Raw genomic sequence first — 15,069 nt, 5'->3', positions numbered from 1 at the left:
ACGCGATACGCAGCTATTCGTGGCGAAGCGCGTCGATGGGGTCGAGTTTCGACGCGCGGCGCGCCGGATAAAATCCGAACGTGATCCCCATCAGGGCCGAAAAGAGAAAGCTCAGCGCGTTGACCAGCGGATCGAACAAAAAGGGCACATCGATCACCCCGGCCATGCTCCACGAAAGGAGGAAGGCGAGCGCGATGCCGACGACGCCGCCAAAGCAACACAGGACGACGGCCTCCGTCAGGAACTGAAGCTGCACCTCTCGCGCGAGCGCGCCGATCGCGAGGCGGATGCCGATCTCGCGCGTGCGTTCGGTGACCGACACGAGCATGATGTTCATTATGCCGATCCCGCCGACCAGCAGGCTGATCCCCGCGATCACCGCCACCATCGCGGTCAGCGCCCCGGTCGCGGCGCCCAGCGCCTGATTGACCTGCGCCGTGTCGACGACGTTGAAATCGTTGGCGGCGGTTCCCTGTAACAATCGGCGCTCCCGCAGCAGCGCCACGAGCGAAGCCTGGATCGTCGTGCTCGCATAGGCGCTGTCATATTTGATCACGAAATATTGCAAATTGTCGTTTCCGGTAAAGCGCCGCTGGACGGTTTTCAGCGGCATCATGACGACATTGTCGCTGTCCTGATCGGGACCGCCGCCCTCGCCGCGTTCCTTCAGCATGCCGACCACGGTGCAAGAAACATTGTCGAGCCGGATCTTCGCGCCAAGCGGGCTCGCCCCGGCGACGAATATCGCCTGCCGGACCTTCGGACCGACCAGGCAAACGCTCTTGCCTGCGGTCACTTCCTCGTTCGAAAATGCCCGGCCTTCCGCCACCTCCACCGACCGGGCGCGCAAAAACTCTTTCTCCACCCCCTGAACGCTGGTCTGCCAGCTTTGCCCGTTGTGAAAGGCGGTCGCCGAAGCGGAGACGCTGCCCGACACATCCTCGACCCCGGCGATCTGGCTCCGCGCCGCTTCGATATCATCCTGCTTGAACGGCCGCGGCGCGCCGCGGTCGCCCCGGACGGGGAAGACGATCAGCACATTCGACCCCAGCGATGATATCTGGCTCTTGACCGACGCCGTAACCCCGTTGCCCAGCGTCACCATCGTGATGACCGCGGCAACGCCGATGATGATCCCGAGCGTCGTCAGGAAGGATCGCAGCAGATGCCGCCGGATTTCGCGGAATGCGAGCAGAAGGGTCGCGCCAAACATCAGCCTGTCTCCCCGGCCGGCGCCCGCGCCCCGCGTTCGACACGCTCGACCAGCCCGTCGCGGAAATGGAAGATGGTGCGCGCGAAAGCCGCCATTTCCTGCTCATGCGTCACCATCAAGATGGTGATGCCTTCCCCGTTGAGACGGGTCAGCAATTGCATGATCTCAAGCGAGCGCTCGGTATCGAGGTTACCCGTCGGCTCGTCGGCGAGGAGGACGGCGGGTTCAGTGACGAGCGCACGCGCGATCGCGACGCGCTGCTGCTGGCCGCCCGATAGCTCGGCGGGGGTGTGGTGGGCCCACGGACCGAGGCCCACCTGATCGAGCGCACGCATCGCGGCCGCGTGGCGAACGCTCTTTTTCTCGCCGCGATAGAGCAGCGGCAGCTCGACATTTTCGACCGCCGACGTCCGCGCGAGCAGGTTGAAGCCCTGAAAGACAAAGCCGAGATAGCGGCGCCGCAACAAGCTGCGCTGGTCACGATCAAGCGCCTGCACCTCGACCCCGCGAAATCGGAATATCCCGCTCGTCGGGACGTCGAGGCAGCCGAGGATGTTCATCGTCGTCGACTTGCCCGAACCCGACGGCCCCATCACCGCGACGAAATCCCCGCGCTCGATCCGCATGTCGACGCCCTTGAGCGCCTGGAAGGCAGCCGGCCCCCTTCCGAAGGTCTTGGTGATAGCCTCCAGCTCGATCAACGGCGCGTTCGAGGATGCGACAGCGGTCACTGAGCCGTAGCCGCCTTGCCTGTCACCACTTTCATCCCGGTTCGCAGTTTCTTCGAGGTGACCGCCGTCAGCCGACCGTCGCTCTCGCCGGTTACGACGTCGATCGGGTCCAGCTTTCCATCGGCCTGCAAGACCCAGACGCGCTGGCGGCTCCCGGCGCCGATCGTCGCGCGCTGCTCGTTCTTTTCGAGCCCGATTTCGGGATTGAGCACGCTCGCGGCATCCTTCTCCTTCGCATCGGGTTGAAAGCGCAGGGCGCCATTGGGCACGAGAAGCTGTTTGCCCGTGCTGCCGGTGGCGATCGTCGCGGTGGCGGTCATCCCCGGCCGCAGCACCCCCTCGGCATTCGACACGGCGAGCCGCGCTTCATAGCTGACGACAGCATTGCTCCCGGCGGTCGCCGCGGCCGACTGCTGGCTCGCCTGCGACGCGGTGTTGCTCGATGCCTGATCGACGCGCTCGACGCGCGCGGGGAACCGGCGGCCCGGATAGGCGTCGACCGTGAAACTAGCGCCCTGTCCCTCACGCACTTGGCCGACATCGGCCTCGTCGATTTCGACGCGGAGCTGCATCGCCGACAGGTCTTCGGCGATAATGAACAGCGTCGGCGTATTGAAACTCGCCGCCACGGTCTGCCCCGGCTCGACCTGCCGCGCCAGCACGACGCCTGAAACGGGCGAGCGGATCACCGCGCGGTTCCGGTTGGTCACCGCAGACGACAGCTGCGCCTCGACCGCGCGGACGTTCGCGTTTGCCGCCGCGACCGCCGCGGTGTCGCGCTTGACGGCGCCCTTGGCCTGATCGAACTCGACCTGCGACGGCACCTTCCCTCCCGAAATACGAAAGACATTCTCCAGCCGCGCGAGCTGCGCCCGGTCGACATCGAGCGTTGCCTGCGCCTGCGCCACCTGCGCGCGCGCGGCGTTCAGATTGGCCTGCGCCTGCGTGATCTGGTCCTCGATCACATCGGTGTTGATCTGTGCCAGCACCTGCCCGCGCGTCACGCGGTCGTTCACATCGACAAAGACGTCGTCGAGCTTGCCCGACACTTCGGAACCCACCTCGACCTGATTGGTCGGACGCAGATTGCCCGTCGCCGTTACGCTGAGCACCAGCGATCGCTGCGCCACGGCTTCGGTGATATATTCCGGCTCGTCGCCGCCGCGCGAGCAGGTCGCGACCCCTAGCAGCAGGACGAGCGCCAGCAGCGCCGGCAGCCAGTATTTTATCCAGCGCCGCCAGCGCGGTTGCGGTTTGGCCCCCAGAAATTCATCGAGCTGCTGCGGTTCGGCATCGGTCATTCTGGTGTTCCCCCGCTCGGATCGGAGCCGTCCGGACCCGAATTTTCTTCATTCCATCCACCACCGAGAGCCTGGTTGAGGGCGATGAAGGCATTGGCGCGCTCGGCCTCGCTCGCGGCCAGCGCGTTGCGCGCGCCGAGCAGCTGATTTTCGGTGGTGAGCAGCGTCTGGAAATCGATCAGGCCCGCCTGATACTGGCTACGCGCAAGCAGTGCGGCATTGTTGGCCGCCTCAAGCGCCGCGCCGTTGAGCTGGACGCGCTCGCGCGCAGACCGCATCGCCACCGCTGCGCTCTCCACATCCTCGAGCGCAGCGAGTATCGTTTGTTCCCATGCCGCGAGCGAGCCCTGCGCTGCCGCTTCGGCACCGGCCACCTGCGCCCGGGCGCGGCCGCCGTCGAAAATCAGCTGGCTCACCCCGGCAAACAGTCCGCCGGTAACGACATCGAACAGATTACCGATGCCGAACGACGATGTGCCGATGTTTCCGGTCAGCCGCACCAGCGGCAGCAACTGCGCGCGTGCGACGCCGATACGCGCCGTATCGGCGAGCAACGCGGCTTCGGCCTGACGCACGTCGGGACGGATGCGCAGGATCGCCGCGGGCGTGTCGAGATTCGCCGCCTCGGGCGGAACCGGGATGGCACGCACATCGGCTTCCAACGCGCCCCGTACCGCGCCGGGCGGCTCGCCGATCAGTGTGGAGATCGTATTGGCCGCCTGTGCGAAATCGCGTTCGAGCGCGGGAATGCTCGCCGCCGTCTGCGCACGCTGCGCCGCTGCCTGTTCGACATCGAGGCTGGACACAAGGCCCGCCTGCAACCGCCAGCGCGCGATCTGCAGATTTTCATCCTGAATAGACAGGGTTCCGCGCGCGATCGCGCGCTGCACCGCCAGCGTCCGTGCCGAGACGGTCGCCTGTGCCACCTGACCGGCAATCAGCCGTCGCAGGTCCGCGAGGCCATAACCCACCGCAGCGAGGTCAGCGCGCGAGGCCGCGATATTATTGCCGATCCGGCCGAACAGGTCGATTTCCCACTGCGCATCGGCACCGAGCGAGAATTGCAGACGGTCGTCGGCGAGGTCGCCGACATTGCGACGGATGCCGCCCGAACCATCGATCTGCGGCAGGAAGCTGGCGCGCGCGGCCCGCACGCCAGCCCGCGCCTGCGCCACCCGCGCCGCGGCCTGCGCGATGTCGCGGTTATTGGCGAGGGCGCGGTCGACATATTGATCGACCAGCGGATCGTTCAGCCGGGTCCAATAGGTTGCGGAGATAGCGGGCTGGACGTCCGCATTGTCCGACCAGTGCTCTGGTAAGGAGATGGCCGGCTGCGGAGCGGTCTGCGTCGCAATCGGTGCGCAGGCGCCAAGTCCGCCAGCCCAAACAGCAACAAACAGCCAGCGCTTTCCCTTTTTTTGCATGCGCCCCCTCAATAGTCCCCGCCGCCCGACACATCCGTGAATGCAAACCGCGGGACTATATCGGGTGAATGGGCAAGATTTTGGTATGAGACAATATCAAATCGAACCGGACCGAAGCTATTTTTCTTCTAATTTTAATCCGCTAGCCTGGCCGATACGCGCGATCTCGATCGTCCGATCATCAAAGTTCAAATGGAGTGTGGTTGGAATTTGCGCGCGCCCGGTTGTATATACGGGTGATGGATCCTGAATCGCCTACCCGGCCAACCGATGACCGCCCTTCTCCGCGCTACATTGCGATCAAGCTGAGCATATCGGACGCCGTGCGCGAAGGCCGTCTGAAGCCGGGTGACCGCGTTCCGTCCGAAGCCGAACTGGTCGAACAATTCAATGTATCGCGGATGACGGCGAACCGCGCGCTGCGCGAATTGCAGGCGTCGGGGATTGTCGTTCGCCGCGCCGGCGTCGGTTCGTTCATCGCCGAACCCCGGCCGATCGGCCAGATGATCGAGATCCGGAATATCGCGGACGAAATTCGCGAGCGGGGACATGACTATCGTGCCCGCGTCATCCAGAACCGCGAAGAACGCGCCAGTACAGAAACGGCGGCGCTGCTAGAGGTGCTGCCGGGGACACGGATATTCCATTCGGTCATCGTGCATCATGAAGCCGAATTCCCGATCCAGCTTGAGGATCGTTTCGTGCTCGCGTCCGCAGCGCCGGATTATGGCAAGATCGACTTCACGCAGATGACCCCGAACGAGTATCTGACGCGTATCGCTCCTCTCGAACGCGTCGAGCACCGTGTGTGCGCGGTCATCCCCGACGAACGAACACACCATATGCTCGGATTGGCCCCCGGCGAACCGGTGCTGCGAATGACGCGGCGCACATGGAGCCGCGCGCGCCTCGTCTCGCACGCATCGCTCACGCACCCCGGCAGCCGGTTCGAGTTGTCGGCCGCCTTTTCGATCGACGACTGACGCGTCAGGCCGCGTTTCGCGTCACGACGGGCTTGCGCCGACGGCGCAGCCAACGGAAATCGGCGCGGCTGAAGCTTTTGAACAACAGATAGAATCCGGTCCCCGAAAGCCACAATGTCCCAAATGCGACGAAGATGATGAGCGGGTGATTGAAGCTCTTCCGGTTCAGATAGTCCATATTGTGAAGCATCCAGAAAAAGTCCCACGTCCGCCAAGTATCGCCGCGCATGACGAGGAAACGTGCGGTGTCGAGCGAGACATAGGCGCTGCTGTTCTCGGCATCGGCAAAATCGACCCGCCACATCGCGCCTTCATGATCGCGCGCCTCGAGGTTCGGTTTTGCCAGCACGCTCACCTGTCGGATCGGTGCGTCGTTCATCATCGCCGCGATCTCGCGGGCGAGCGGTCCATCAACGCGAACATCTTCACCGCTCGTCGCGTCGATCAGGCGGGTGCCCTTAGCGGTGTGAAGTTCATACACCGGCCGGGTGCCGAGATCGCGCATGATCACCCCGGTGACGGGCTCGCCGCGCGGCAGGGCGGCGACGTCGAAATATTCCCCTGCCGGCAAGGGATGCGCATGCGACATGCCGCCGCCGTGACCACCGACCTTATCCTTATCGAGAAGCGCCATCACCGAACCGCTCAGCGCCCAGAGAAGAAACTGGAGACCAAGGATCAGCCCGACCCATTTATGGATACGCCGGAAGAATAGCGGCGTCAGGCGGATACGTTTCATGCTTTCTTCCTCTTGCGGCGCTGGAATGACCAGATCAGCAGCCACGCGCCCGTCAGTGCCATGGCAAAGGCGCTCCAGGTCGCGACGCGGAGCAGCGGGTTGTTGACGTCGGTCCGCTCGTCATAATCCATGATATGAAGCATCCACGCGAAGTCGAAGACGCGCCACAGGGCGTGGCGGCGCGAGATCAGTTCGCCCGTCTGCGGCGACAGATACAGCGTCGGACGGTTCCAGCCTTCGAACTCGACCTGCCAATAGGGCGGCTTGCGCGACTGCATTTCCTGCGGCGCCTTGGTAAGCAGCCGCACCGACACAATCTTGCCATCGCCGGTATAGATGCGCCGCGCCTGCGCCCGGACCTGGGACTCGGTGAGCGCAGGCAGCGGCGCGCCCGAGCGGGCATCATATAATCTTGGCCCCTCCGGCGTTTCGGCGCGCCAGACCGGCGACCCGAAAAAGCGATGCAGCCGCAGTTCGGACACCCCGGGCGCCGCCGCGACGATCCGCGACGGCGGGGCAAGCCCGCTCAGGTCGAAGGCTTCGGCCGACGGCGCGCGCACCAGATGGTCGCCGTGGATCGTGTCGATATGGACGACGACCATATAGAAGCCGGTCAGCGTCCAGAGCAGTGCCTGGACGCCGACCACCAGGGCCAGCCATTTGTGCGTTCGCCGAACAAGCAGCGGCCAGCGGATCGCCATGTCGCCCCTCCCCTTAGAACGCGGTGCGGAAACCGACATAGAAGCGCCGACCGAGCAAGTCGTACGTCATCGTGTCGGTGTTGGCATCGGTAAAGCTCTGGATATACGGCGCCTTGCGATCGAACAAATTGTCGACACCAAGCTGGAACCGCGTCTTCTCGTCGATCTCGTAAGCGACCTGGAGATTGTGGTAAAAGACGTTCGGCGTGCTGTAGCCTATTTCGCCGGGATCGGCGTTGAAGTCGGTCGCCTTGCCGATCCACTGGGTCGACCAGGTCGCGCTGACACCATCCTTTTCGGCGGTCAGCACACCATAGCCGCGCCACTTGGGATAACCGCCATTGCCGCCGCCGATGAAGCCGTCGAAGTCGATCGGCGCGCCGCCCGGAAACGGATAAACGACATATTTGTTGAGGTAGGTCAGGTTGACGTCGAACGAGATGTTCACGCCGCCAATGTCGTTATTATAGACAAGGCCAAGGTCGAGGCCGTTCATTTCCTCGCGGCCGGTGTTTATCGGCTGCGCGGACAGGAACGTGACCTCGCCGGTCAGTGTGCTGCGCGTGAAATCGTCGCAAAACGGATGCGCCAGATTGGGGCTCGCATAACAGATCGCGAGCTTGGTCGAGCCCGGAATGGCCCGGATCGCGTCCTTGATCTTGATGTCGAACCAATCGGCGGTCAGCGAAAGCCCCGGAACGAGCCCGCGCGGCGAAATCACCGTCCCGACCGTCCAGCTGGTCGAGCTTTCCGGCTGGAGATTCTCGTTGCCGCCAACGGTGGTCAGGATCGTCGTGCCCAGCTGGACGTAATTCGCCGGAACGCGCGACGCCTGACAATTGGCGATCAGCGTCGCATTGCCGCTCGTCGAATAGCGCGAACACGGGTCGGTCGTCGTGAGATTGCCTTCGGACACCCCGCCGAACAGCTCGGGGACGTTCGGGATGCGGAATCCGGTGCCATAGGTTCCGCGCAAGCGGACACTATCGTTGATGACCCAGTCGATACTGGCCTTGTAATTCCAGTCGCTGCCGAACAGGTCGTAGTTCGAATAGCGCACCGCACCGCCTGCGGTCAGCGCCTGGAAAAACGGCGTATCGGCGAGGATCGGCACCGAAAGCTCGAGATAGGCTTCCTTCGCGGTGCTGGTCCCCGAAATCGGGCTCTGCTGGTTGGTGTTGGCGATGCCCAGCACAGTCAGCGGATCGGGATCGCGCCAGCCCTTTTCCTTGCGATACACGACACCCGCCGCGAAGGAGACCGGCCCGGCGGGCAGCTTGAACAGATCGCCGTTGAGGTCGGCGGTGACCGTCGCCAGCTGGTTTCCGCCGCGATCGCGCGAGGTGAAGAGGATATAGTCAAGAACCTGCGGCGTCAGGTCACCGAACCCGAGATAGTCACCGCAGGGGATCGCGGCGCCTGCAGCTAGGCTGCACTTCGTCGTATCGAGCGAGTTGCGGACACGCTCGAGATTGGCCACGTTGGTCGAACCGTCGACCGCGGTGTTGCGTCCGAAAGCGCCGGCGACTTCCCATCCCCAATCGTTCGACAGTTTGCCGCGCAGGCCGAATGTGCCCTGCCAGGTATTCGTCTCCTGGAAGAACTGGCGGGCGCCGGGCTCGGCAAGGCGCCGCTGGACAAGAACGATATTCTGGCCGGTCGGGTTGGTCGGGTTGCCCGCCGCGATCGACAGGTTGCGCAGCGTTCCCGGGGTCGCGATCTGGTTCGATTTGCGGAAGGTATAAAGGAACTCGCCGAAAGCCTCGATGCTATCGGTCAAATCATAGTCGGCGAAGAACGCCGCGCTGATGCGCTCGACCGGGCTGACGGCATTGAGGAACGGCGCCGAATTGAAATTATGCTTGCCGGCGCTGTAAGGCTCGAAGAAGTTGCCGTTACCGCCCAGAACCTGGTTGAAGTTGATCTGCTGACCGTTCGGCAGCACCGCACGGCCGCCGATCGTCGACGCGCTGTTGACGCAGCCGAGCGAGCCGGGGGTGGTTTCGGCAAGCGAGCACGGCGCGCGGGTTGCCATATTGACCGCTTTGGTCTTCTGGTACGTCACCGCGGCCATGAAGCCGCCGCGGTCGTTCCGGATTCCCCAGATCAGGTCGGCGGTGAAATCGGACCCGTCGCCCTTTTCGGTCAGGCCCTGCCGCACGCTGAGCCCGAGACCTTCATAGTCGCTCCGGGTGACGAGATTGACAACGCCCGCCATCGCATCGGCGCCATAGATCGCCGATGCCCCGTCCTTCAGCACATCGGTGCGCGCGAGCGCGACGACCGGGATCATGTTGAGGTCGGGCGACGAGTTCGCGCCGGTGCCGCCAGCGACAAGACGACGGCCGTTGAGCAGCACAAGCGTGCGTTTGATGCCAAGCCCGCGCAGATTGACCTGCGCCGTGCCATAGCCGTTGCCCGTCCAATAGGCCGAGGTCTGGTTTCCGGCAAAGCCCGCGTTGGCGGGGAGCCGCTGCAACACCGTCTCGATATTCACGACCCCGGTATTTTCGATCTGCTCGGCCGACACGACCGTCGCGGGACCGACGCCGGCAAGGTCGGTGCGTCGGATGCGCGATCCCGTCACGACGATATCATTACCGTTCCCCGCACTCTCGGCCCCAGTGTCCGGCGCGGGTTCATCCTGCGCAAAAGCCGGCGTGGCGAGGCAAGCGACGGCTGCGGCGCCGGCTAGCAACATTGTTCTGATCGTCATGGCGAAACCCCCTATTTTGGCTGCATGCGTCACCGCAGACAGCAGCGATTGTATATACAGGCACTCTGCATATACGTGCGGCGCAACCCCACCCCTCACGCCGCGCGCATTTTCTTGCTCCCCTGCATCGGCGGGCCATCACAAACCGCCCTCAGCCCCATATCTGCGTAATAAAATTACAAAGCCGCGCGAGACCCCGCACCACGGCACATGTTCATTCGACCGTTGGGCGGATCGACGACGCGGGGTTCGCTGGACTGGCGCGCCCTGCGCCGCGAGGTTAGAACCAGGCCTTCACCCCGGCGACCAGGCTGAAGCTGTCCGCATCCTCGCCGTCGGCGCGCGCAAAGCGGGCCGTGTCGCCAATCTTGCGCGCCCATTCGACGCCGATGTAGGGCGCGAATTCCCTGACGATCTCGTAGCGCAACCGAAGGCCGAGCTCGACGTCGGACAGGCCCGATCCGATCCCGTTTTCGGGGATATCCTGCTGCGCGAAATTGACCTCGGCCATCGGCTGGAGGATCAGTTTCTGGGTGATGCGCTGGTCGTACGAGCCTTCGATCCGGCCGAGCAGATCGCCCTTGTCCGAAAGGAATAGCGCGCCCTCGGTCTCGAACCAATAGGGCGCCAGCCCCTCGAAGCCGATCGCGGCATAGGTACGGTCGGGCCCCTGACCCAGATCCTGCCGGATCCCGACCTGCGCGTTGAAATAGGGTCCGATGGCGCGGCTATAGAGAAATTGCAGTTCCGCGCTTTCGACGCCCTCGCCGAAGACCGCTTCGCCTTCGCTTTTGACCGTAAGCCGGTTGATGTCGCCGCCGTACCAGCCTTCGCCTTCCCACCGGAATCCATCATGCCCTTCGCGCGCCTGATATTCGGCCAGGTTGATGGCGATGAACGCGGTCTTCTGTCCGCCATTCTCGATCATCATCGCATGGCGCGAATGCTCCATATCCGCCTTTGAAAAATAGCGGTCTGCATACCAGTCGCCGGGCGGCGCGGGAGCCGGCGCGTCCCCCGCCGGCAGGTCGGTTCCCGTCATAGCAGACGGGCTTGCGGACGGCTGTGCGCTGGCCCCGGATTTGGGCATGCAGTGCCCCATCGCCGCATGTTCGGGCAGACAATCGGAATCGGCGACCGGCGGCGGCGCAGGCTTGTCGGATTTCGGCGTACAATGACCCATCGCCGCATGTTCCGGGGCGCAATCGGGATCCACCGTCGGCGGAACGACGGGCGGAGCGGCCTGATGCGCGCCATGATGCGACTGCCCAAGCGCCGGAGTGGCAACGGTGACCGTGGAGAGACCGGCGAGCAGAATCGAGGCGCGGATCATGCTGCTTCTCCGCGCGGACGGACGCTGACGACGCGCATCATCCCGGCGTGCATATGATACAGAAGATGGCAATGAAACGCCCAGTCGCCGAGCGCGTCGGCGGTGAAGTCGAAAGTCGCGATCCCGCCGGGTTGCACGATCACAGTGTGCTTGCGCGGGGCGCGGTCGCCCTTGCCCGTTACCAGTTCGAAGAAATGTCCGTGCAGGTGGATGGGGTGGCTCATCATGGAATCATTGATCAGGTTCACGCGCACCCGCTCGCCCTCGATGAAGGGAATGGGTTCGTGGTGATCGGACATCTTCACGCCGTCGAACGACCACATGAAGCGTTCCATATTACCCGTCAGGTGGATGTCGAGCGAGCGTTCGGGCGCGCGGACATCCGGATTTCGTTCCAGCGCAACCAGATCGCGATAGGTGAGCACCTTGTGCCCGACATCCTCCAGCCCCTGTCCCGGCTCGCCCATCCGGTCGACGGGCATCGGCGAGATCGACTGGACGCTCGGGTCGCGTTTGACCTGCGGCGCGACGTCGAAGTCGCGCATGCTGTGGTCCATGCCGCCCGCACCGTGGCCCATTGCGGCATGATCCGGCGCACCGCCGACGGCGGCAGCGCCGGGGGGCGTGCAATGCCCCATCGCGGCATGCTCGGCCGTGCACGATGCATCGCCGCCGACCGCGCCGTCGGCCATCGCACCCATACCCATGTCTTTCATCGTGGCGAGCGGACGCTTGCGCAGGGGCGGCACCTCGGCGGTCATTCCCGCACGCGGCGCCAGCGTCGCCCGCGCCATCCCCGACCGGTCGTTGACCTCGGCCACGAAACTATAGGCGCGGTCTTCGACCGGCGTGACGATGACGTCATAGGTTTCGGCGACGCCGATCTGGAATTCGTCGATCTCGGTCGGCACGACGTTCAGCCCGTCGGCCTGCACCACCGTGAGGCGAAGGCCCGGAATGCGGACGTTGAAGATCGACATGGCGGACGCGTTGACGATCCGCAGCCGGACCCGCTCGCCCGGCGCGAACAGCGCGGTCCAATTGTCGCGCGGCCCGTACCCGTTGACGAGAAACTGGTATGTCGAGCCATTGACGTCGGCGACATCGGTCGGGTCCATGCGCATGGCGCCCCATTCGACGCGCTCGTTCAGCGGCTGATCCTTGCCGCCAAGCAGACCCGAAAGCGTCTGGCGTTGCATGTTGAAATGTCCGGGATTGACCTTGAGCTTGCGAAAGATAGCCTCGGGCGACAGCTGGCTGTGATCCGACAGAACCACGACATGCTCGCGGTCGTACCCGATGGGATCGGTGCCCGCCGGATCGATGACGATCGGACCATAATGACCGAGCTGTTCCTGCAGTCCCGAATGGCTGTGATACCAGTAAGTGCCCGACTGCTGGACAGGGAATTCATAGACGAAGGTCGAACGCGGCTTGATCCCCGGAAAGCTGACACCTGGAACACCGTCCATCTGGAAGGGGAGGATCAGCCCGTGCCAATGGATCGAGCTGTCCTCGTCGAGATCGTTGATGACGGTGAGCCGCGCCGTCTGCCCTTCCCTCAACCGCACGAGCGGGCCCGGGATGGTGCCGTTGATCCCGATCGCACGGCTGACCTTGCCGTCGACGCGCATCGTCTGCCGCGCAATGCGAAGTCGAATGTCGTTCCCCGATACCGTCGGAAGCGTCGAGACGATGCCGGCCGAGACCGGCTGCGCCCAGGCGGGATACCATGAAGCCAGCGCCGCCAGTGCCCCGCCGCCCAACGCCCCATTCACGAACCCACGCCTGTCAATCTGCATAAAAATCCCGGCTGCTATTGTTTCTCTCTAGGTCCATACGCGAAGCGGAACCCCGCCCCTCACCTCATTTTTCGTCGAGTATCGCCCGCAACTTGGTGCGGGCCCGATAAAGGCGGGTTTCCACGGTCTTTTCGCTGACCTTCAGAAGGTCCGCCGTTTCCGACTGGCTGAGTTCCTCGACGCCGCGCAGCACCAGCACCTCGCGCAAATTGTGGGGCAATCCGGACATCGCCTTTCGCACGCGGGCCAGTTCCGCGCGGTCGCTGGCTTCGACGTCGGGCGCCGGACCGTCGATCGCCACATCGAACGCGTTTTCAAGCGGCAAGGCGCGCGTGAAAAAGGACCGCACCGCCCGCCGCCGCGCCCAGTCGCGACATTTGTTGAGCGCAATGCGCGAGATCCAGATCCGGAACGACCTCTCGCCGTCATACCGTTCGATTGCAGCGAATGCGGCGACGAAAGTTTCCTGCGACAGATCCATCGCTTCGTCTGCATCGCCAACATGGTGGCGGATGAGGCGGAAGACCGGCGCCTTGTAACGCGCGAGGAGTTCGCGATAAATCTCGTCCCGTCCGGTGCCGGCGAGCGCGGCGAGCTCGCGGTCGCTACATTGCGATAGGTCTAGGCTCACCTTGCATCGGCGGTCAGTGCCTTGACCACGGTTTTGTCGAACATCGCGGCCTGATCGCGGTCGAGCACGGCGCGCATCGCGAACAGATGCTGCAGCGTCTCCTTCTGCAACTCGCCCATCACTTCATGGGTCTCGTCGATCGCTTTGGTGACGCGGGGGCCATAGCCATGCTCGGCCTCGATCGCCTGCGCCAGCCGGATATTCGCGGCGCGCATCTCCAGTTCCAGCGCCTCGCGGCGTGCCGAGAACCGCGCTTCGATCAGGTGAAGCTTCCGTTCCTGAACCGCCGACAGCTTGGCCTCGCTATGAAGGAGCGCGTGCAATTCGGTTTCGTTCGCCCGCGGCGTATCGACAAGCATCCGTCCGACGAACACCCCCGCCACCGCCGCAAAAAAGGCGATAAGACCGACGATCAGAATGCGGCGCAGCGGCGTCATCAGCGTGAATCCAATAGCGTGGACGGCGCCAGCGGGTTTGCGGGGACAAGCGGCGTAAGCGGACTTGCGGCCACCGCAGCCGGAGCAAAGGCACTGCCGGCGACAACCCCGCCGCCGAGCGACACCAGCGCCGCGAGCGCGATGGTACGGCGCATCGCGACGCCCTCGCGCTGCCGCGTTGCAAGCGCGTTCAGGACGCGTGCGTCGAGCGTGTCGAGTTCCGCCGGCATGGCTGCCGCGTTCAAAATCCGAAGTTCATCGTCCATTGGCCTGTCTCGCCGGTCCTTTCAAAAATATGATACGCGCCCCGGCCACTTACCCCTCAACGGCCGCCTGAGGTCGGGGAGACCGTTTTTCCGAGGGCGCACCCATTACCATGCGTATTAGCAGGACGGACATTCAGTTGGAGTTTTTTTATGCACAAGCCGCTTCTCCCCATCCTTGCCGCCGCGCTGATGCTCGCGCCCACCTCGGCGTTCGCGCACGTAAAGCTTGTCGGGTCGACGCCCACGGCCAATGCCGTCGTCGCAAAAGCGACCTCAATACAGCTGAAATTCAATGAAAAGCTCGCTGCCTCGACGGTGAAGACCGAGCTGGTGATGACTGGCATGCCCGGCATGGCCGACCATCCGCCGATGAAGATCCCTTTCACATCGGCGATCGGCAAGGACGGCAAGTCGATGACCCTGGCACTCAAGCGGGCGCTGGTTCCGGGCACCTACAGCGTAAAATGGTCGGCGGCAGGCACCGATGCGCACCGAATGACAGGCGAATTTCGCTTTACCGTGAAATAGGATCGTTGCCGGACAGCGCGCGCGAACGCCCGCGCGCTGTCCGTTCCGCCAGCCATTTAACAATCCTCGTCGGTGCTCCTCGCCGCCAGCCGTCTCATCCTGGAAGACCCTTTGCAGGGGTGATTGTTTTGGCTAGCAAGCAGAGCGTTTCCAATCTTTGCCCACCCGGCAAAGGCGCGTAGCACAGGCCGTCGAGCATGAGCGGAAGCGGAGCATTGAGCGACAGACGACCCGGGCGGCTCTCGCGATGAGCCGGCTGAGCGG

Annotated in this window: 14 protein-coding genes; 2 read left to right on the top strand and 12 right to left on the bottom strand. The window is 64.0% G+C overall.

Annotation, left to right across the window (positions count from 1 at the left end; translation table 11 throughout):
• Positions 1–13: 13 nt before the first annotated feature.
• The 4 genes from AC3A43_RS02290 to AC3A43_RS02275 are packed head-to-tail and all read right to left on the bottom strand — an operon-like array spanning position 14 to position 4,669.
• Complete coding sequence (locus tag AC3A43_RS02290; RefSeq protein WP_487790923.1) at positions 14–1,213, bottom strand: ABC transporter permease; 1,200 nt, start codon at positions 1,211–1,213, stop codon at positions 14–16.
• Positions 1,213–1,944 (bottom strand): ABC transporter ATP-binding protein, encoded by a 732-nt coding sequence (locus tag AC3A43_RS02285; protein WP_487790922.1) that lies wholly within the window; start codon positions 1,942–1,944, stop codon positions 1,213–1,215. The genes AC3A43_RS02290 and AC3A43_RS02285 overlap by 1 nt, the downstream gene beginning before the upstream one ends.
• Positions 1,941–3,245 (bottom strand): efflux RND transporter periplasmic adaptor subunit, encoded by a 1,305-nt coding sequence (locus AC3A43_RS02280; protein WP_487790921.1) that lies wholly within the window; start codon positions 3,243–3,245, stop codon positions 1,941–1,943. Before AC3A43_RS02280 ends, AC3A43_RS02285 begins: the two co-directional genes overlap by 4 nt.
• Entirely contained in the window at positions 3,242–4,669 is a 1,428-nt protein-coding gene (locus AC3A43_RS02275) for an efflux transporter outer membrane subunit (protein ID WP_487790920.1), read from the bottom strand. Before AC3A43_RS02275 ends, AC3A43_RS02280 begins: the two co-directional genes overlap by 4 nt.
• 239 nt (positions 4,670–4,908) lie before the next feature.
• Between AC3A43_RS02275 and hutC the strand changes: the two genes are divergently transcribed.
• The gene (gene hutC / locus AC3A43_RS02270; RefSeq protein WP_487792009.1) at positions 4,909–5,652 is read left to right on the top strand and encodes a histidine utilization transcriptional repressor HutC; all 744 of its coding nucleotides are present in this window, start codon (positions 4,909–4,911) and stop codon (positions 5,650–5,652) included.
• A 4-nt stretch (positions 5,653–5,656) separates the two neighbouring features.
• On the opposite strand, the gene AC3A43_RS02265 is transcribed toward hutC, so the two are convergent.
• From AC3A43_RS02265 to AC3A43_RS02230, 8 genes are all read right to left on the bottom strand, one after another.
• The gene (locus tag AC3A43_RS02265) at positions 5,657–6,391 is read right to left on the bottom strand and encodes a PepSY domain-containing protein (protein ID WP_487790919.1); all 735 of its coding nucleotides are present in this window, start codon (positions 6,389–6,391) and stop codon (positions 5,657–5,659) included.
• Positions 6,388–7,092 carry a PepSY domain-containing protein gene (locus AC3A43_RS02260; protein WP_487790918.1) on the bottom strand — a complete coding sequence of 235 codons (705 nt, stop codon included), beginning with the start codon at positions 7,090–7,092 and terminating at the stop codon, positions 6,388–6,390. Before AC3A43_RS02260 ends, AC3A43_RS02265 begins: the two co-directional genes overlap by 4 nt.
• Positions 7,093–7,105: 13 nt before the next feature.
• Positions 7,106–9,808, bottom strand: coding sequence for a TonB-dependent receptor domain-containing protein (locus AC3A43_RS02255; RefSeq protein ID WP_487790917.1), 2,703 nt, complete (start codon positions 9,806–9,808; stop codon positions 7,106–7,108).
• Positions 9,809–10,088: 280 nt separating this feature from the next.
• Positions 10,089–11,141: a copper resistance protein B gene (locus AC3A43_RS02250; RefSeq protein ID WP_487790916.1), complete on the bottom strand. Its 1,053-nt coding sequence runs from the start codon at positions 11,139–11,141 to the stop codon at positions 10,089–10,091.
• Positions 11,138–12,949, bottom strand: a complete 1,812-nt coding sequence (locus AC3A43_RS02245) for a copper resistance system multicopper oxidase (RefSeq protein WP_487792008.1) — start codon at positions 12,947–12,949, stop codon at positions 11,138–11,140. Before AC3A43_RS02245 ends, AC3A43_RS02250 begins: the two co-directional genes overlap by 4 nt.
• 58 nt (positions 12,950–13,007) lie before the next feature.
• Complete coding sequence (locus tag AC3A43_RS02240; protein ID WP_487790915.1) at positions 13,008–13,574, bottom strand: RNA polymerase sigma factor; 567 nt, start codon at positions 13,572–13,574, stop codon at positions 13,008–13,010.
• Positions 13,571–14,011, bottom strand: a complete 441-nt coding sequence (locus AC3A43_RS02235) for a periplasmic heavy metal sensor (RefSeq protein WP_487790914.1) — start codon at positions 14,009–14,011, stop codon at positions 13,571–13,573. The genes AC3A43_RS02240 and AC3A43_RS02235 overlap by 4 nt, the downstream gene beginning before the upstream one ends.
• Entirely contained in the window at positions 14,011–14,277 is a 267-nt protein-coding gene (locus AC3A43_RS02230) for a hypothetical protein (RefSeq protein ID WP_487790913.1), read from the bottom strand. The genes AC3A43_RS02235 and AC3A43_RS02230 overlap by 1 nt, the downstream gene beginning before the upstream one ends.
• Before the next feature lie 150 nt (positions 14,278–14,427).
• Between AC3A43_RS02230 and copC the strand changes: the two genes are divergently transcribed.
• Positions 14,428–14,805: a copper homeostasis periplasmic binding protein CopC gene (gene copC / locus AC3A43_RS02225; protein ID WP_487790912.1), complete on the top strand. Its 378-nt coding sequence runs from the start codon at positions 14,428–14,430 to the stop codon at positions 14,803–14,805.
• The last annotated feature ends 264 nt before the right edge of the window (positions 14,806–15,069 follow it).

It is taken from the genome of Sphingopyxis sp. Soil_C_28, assembly GCF_057657055.1.
The sequence above is the reverse complement of the archived record's forward strand: the minus strand, read 5'-3'. Positions and strand labels throughout refer to the sequence as shown.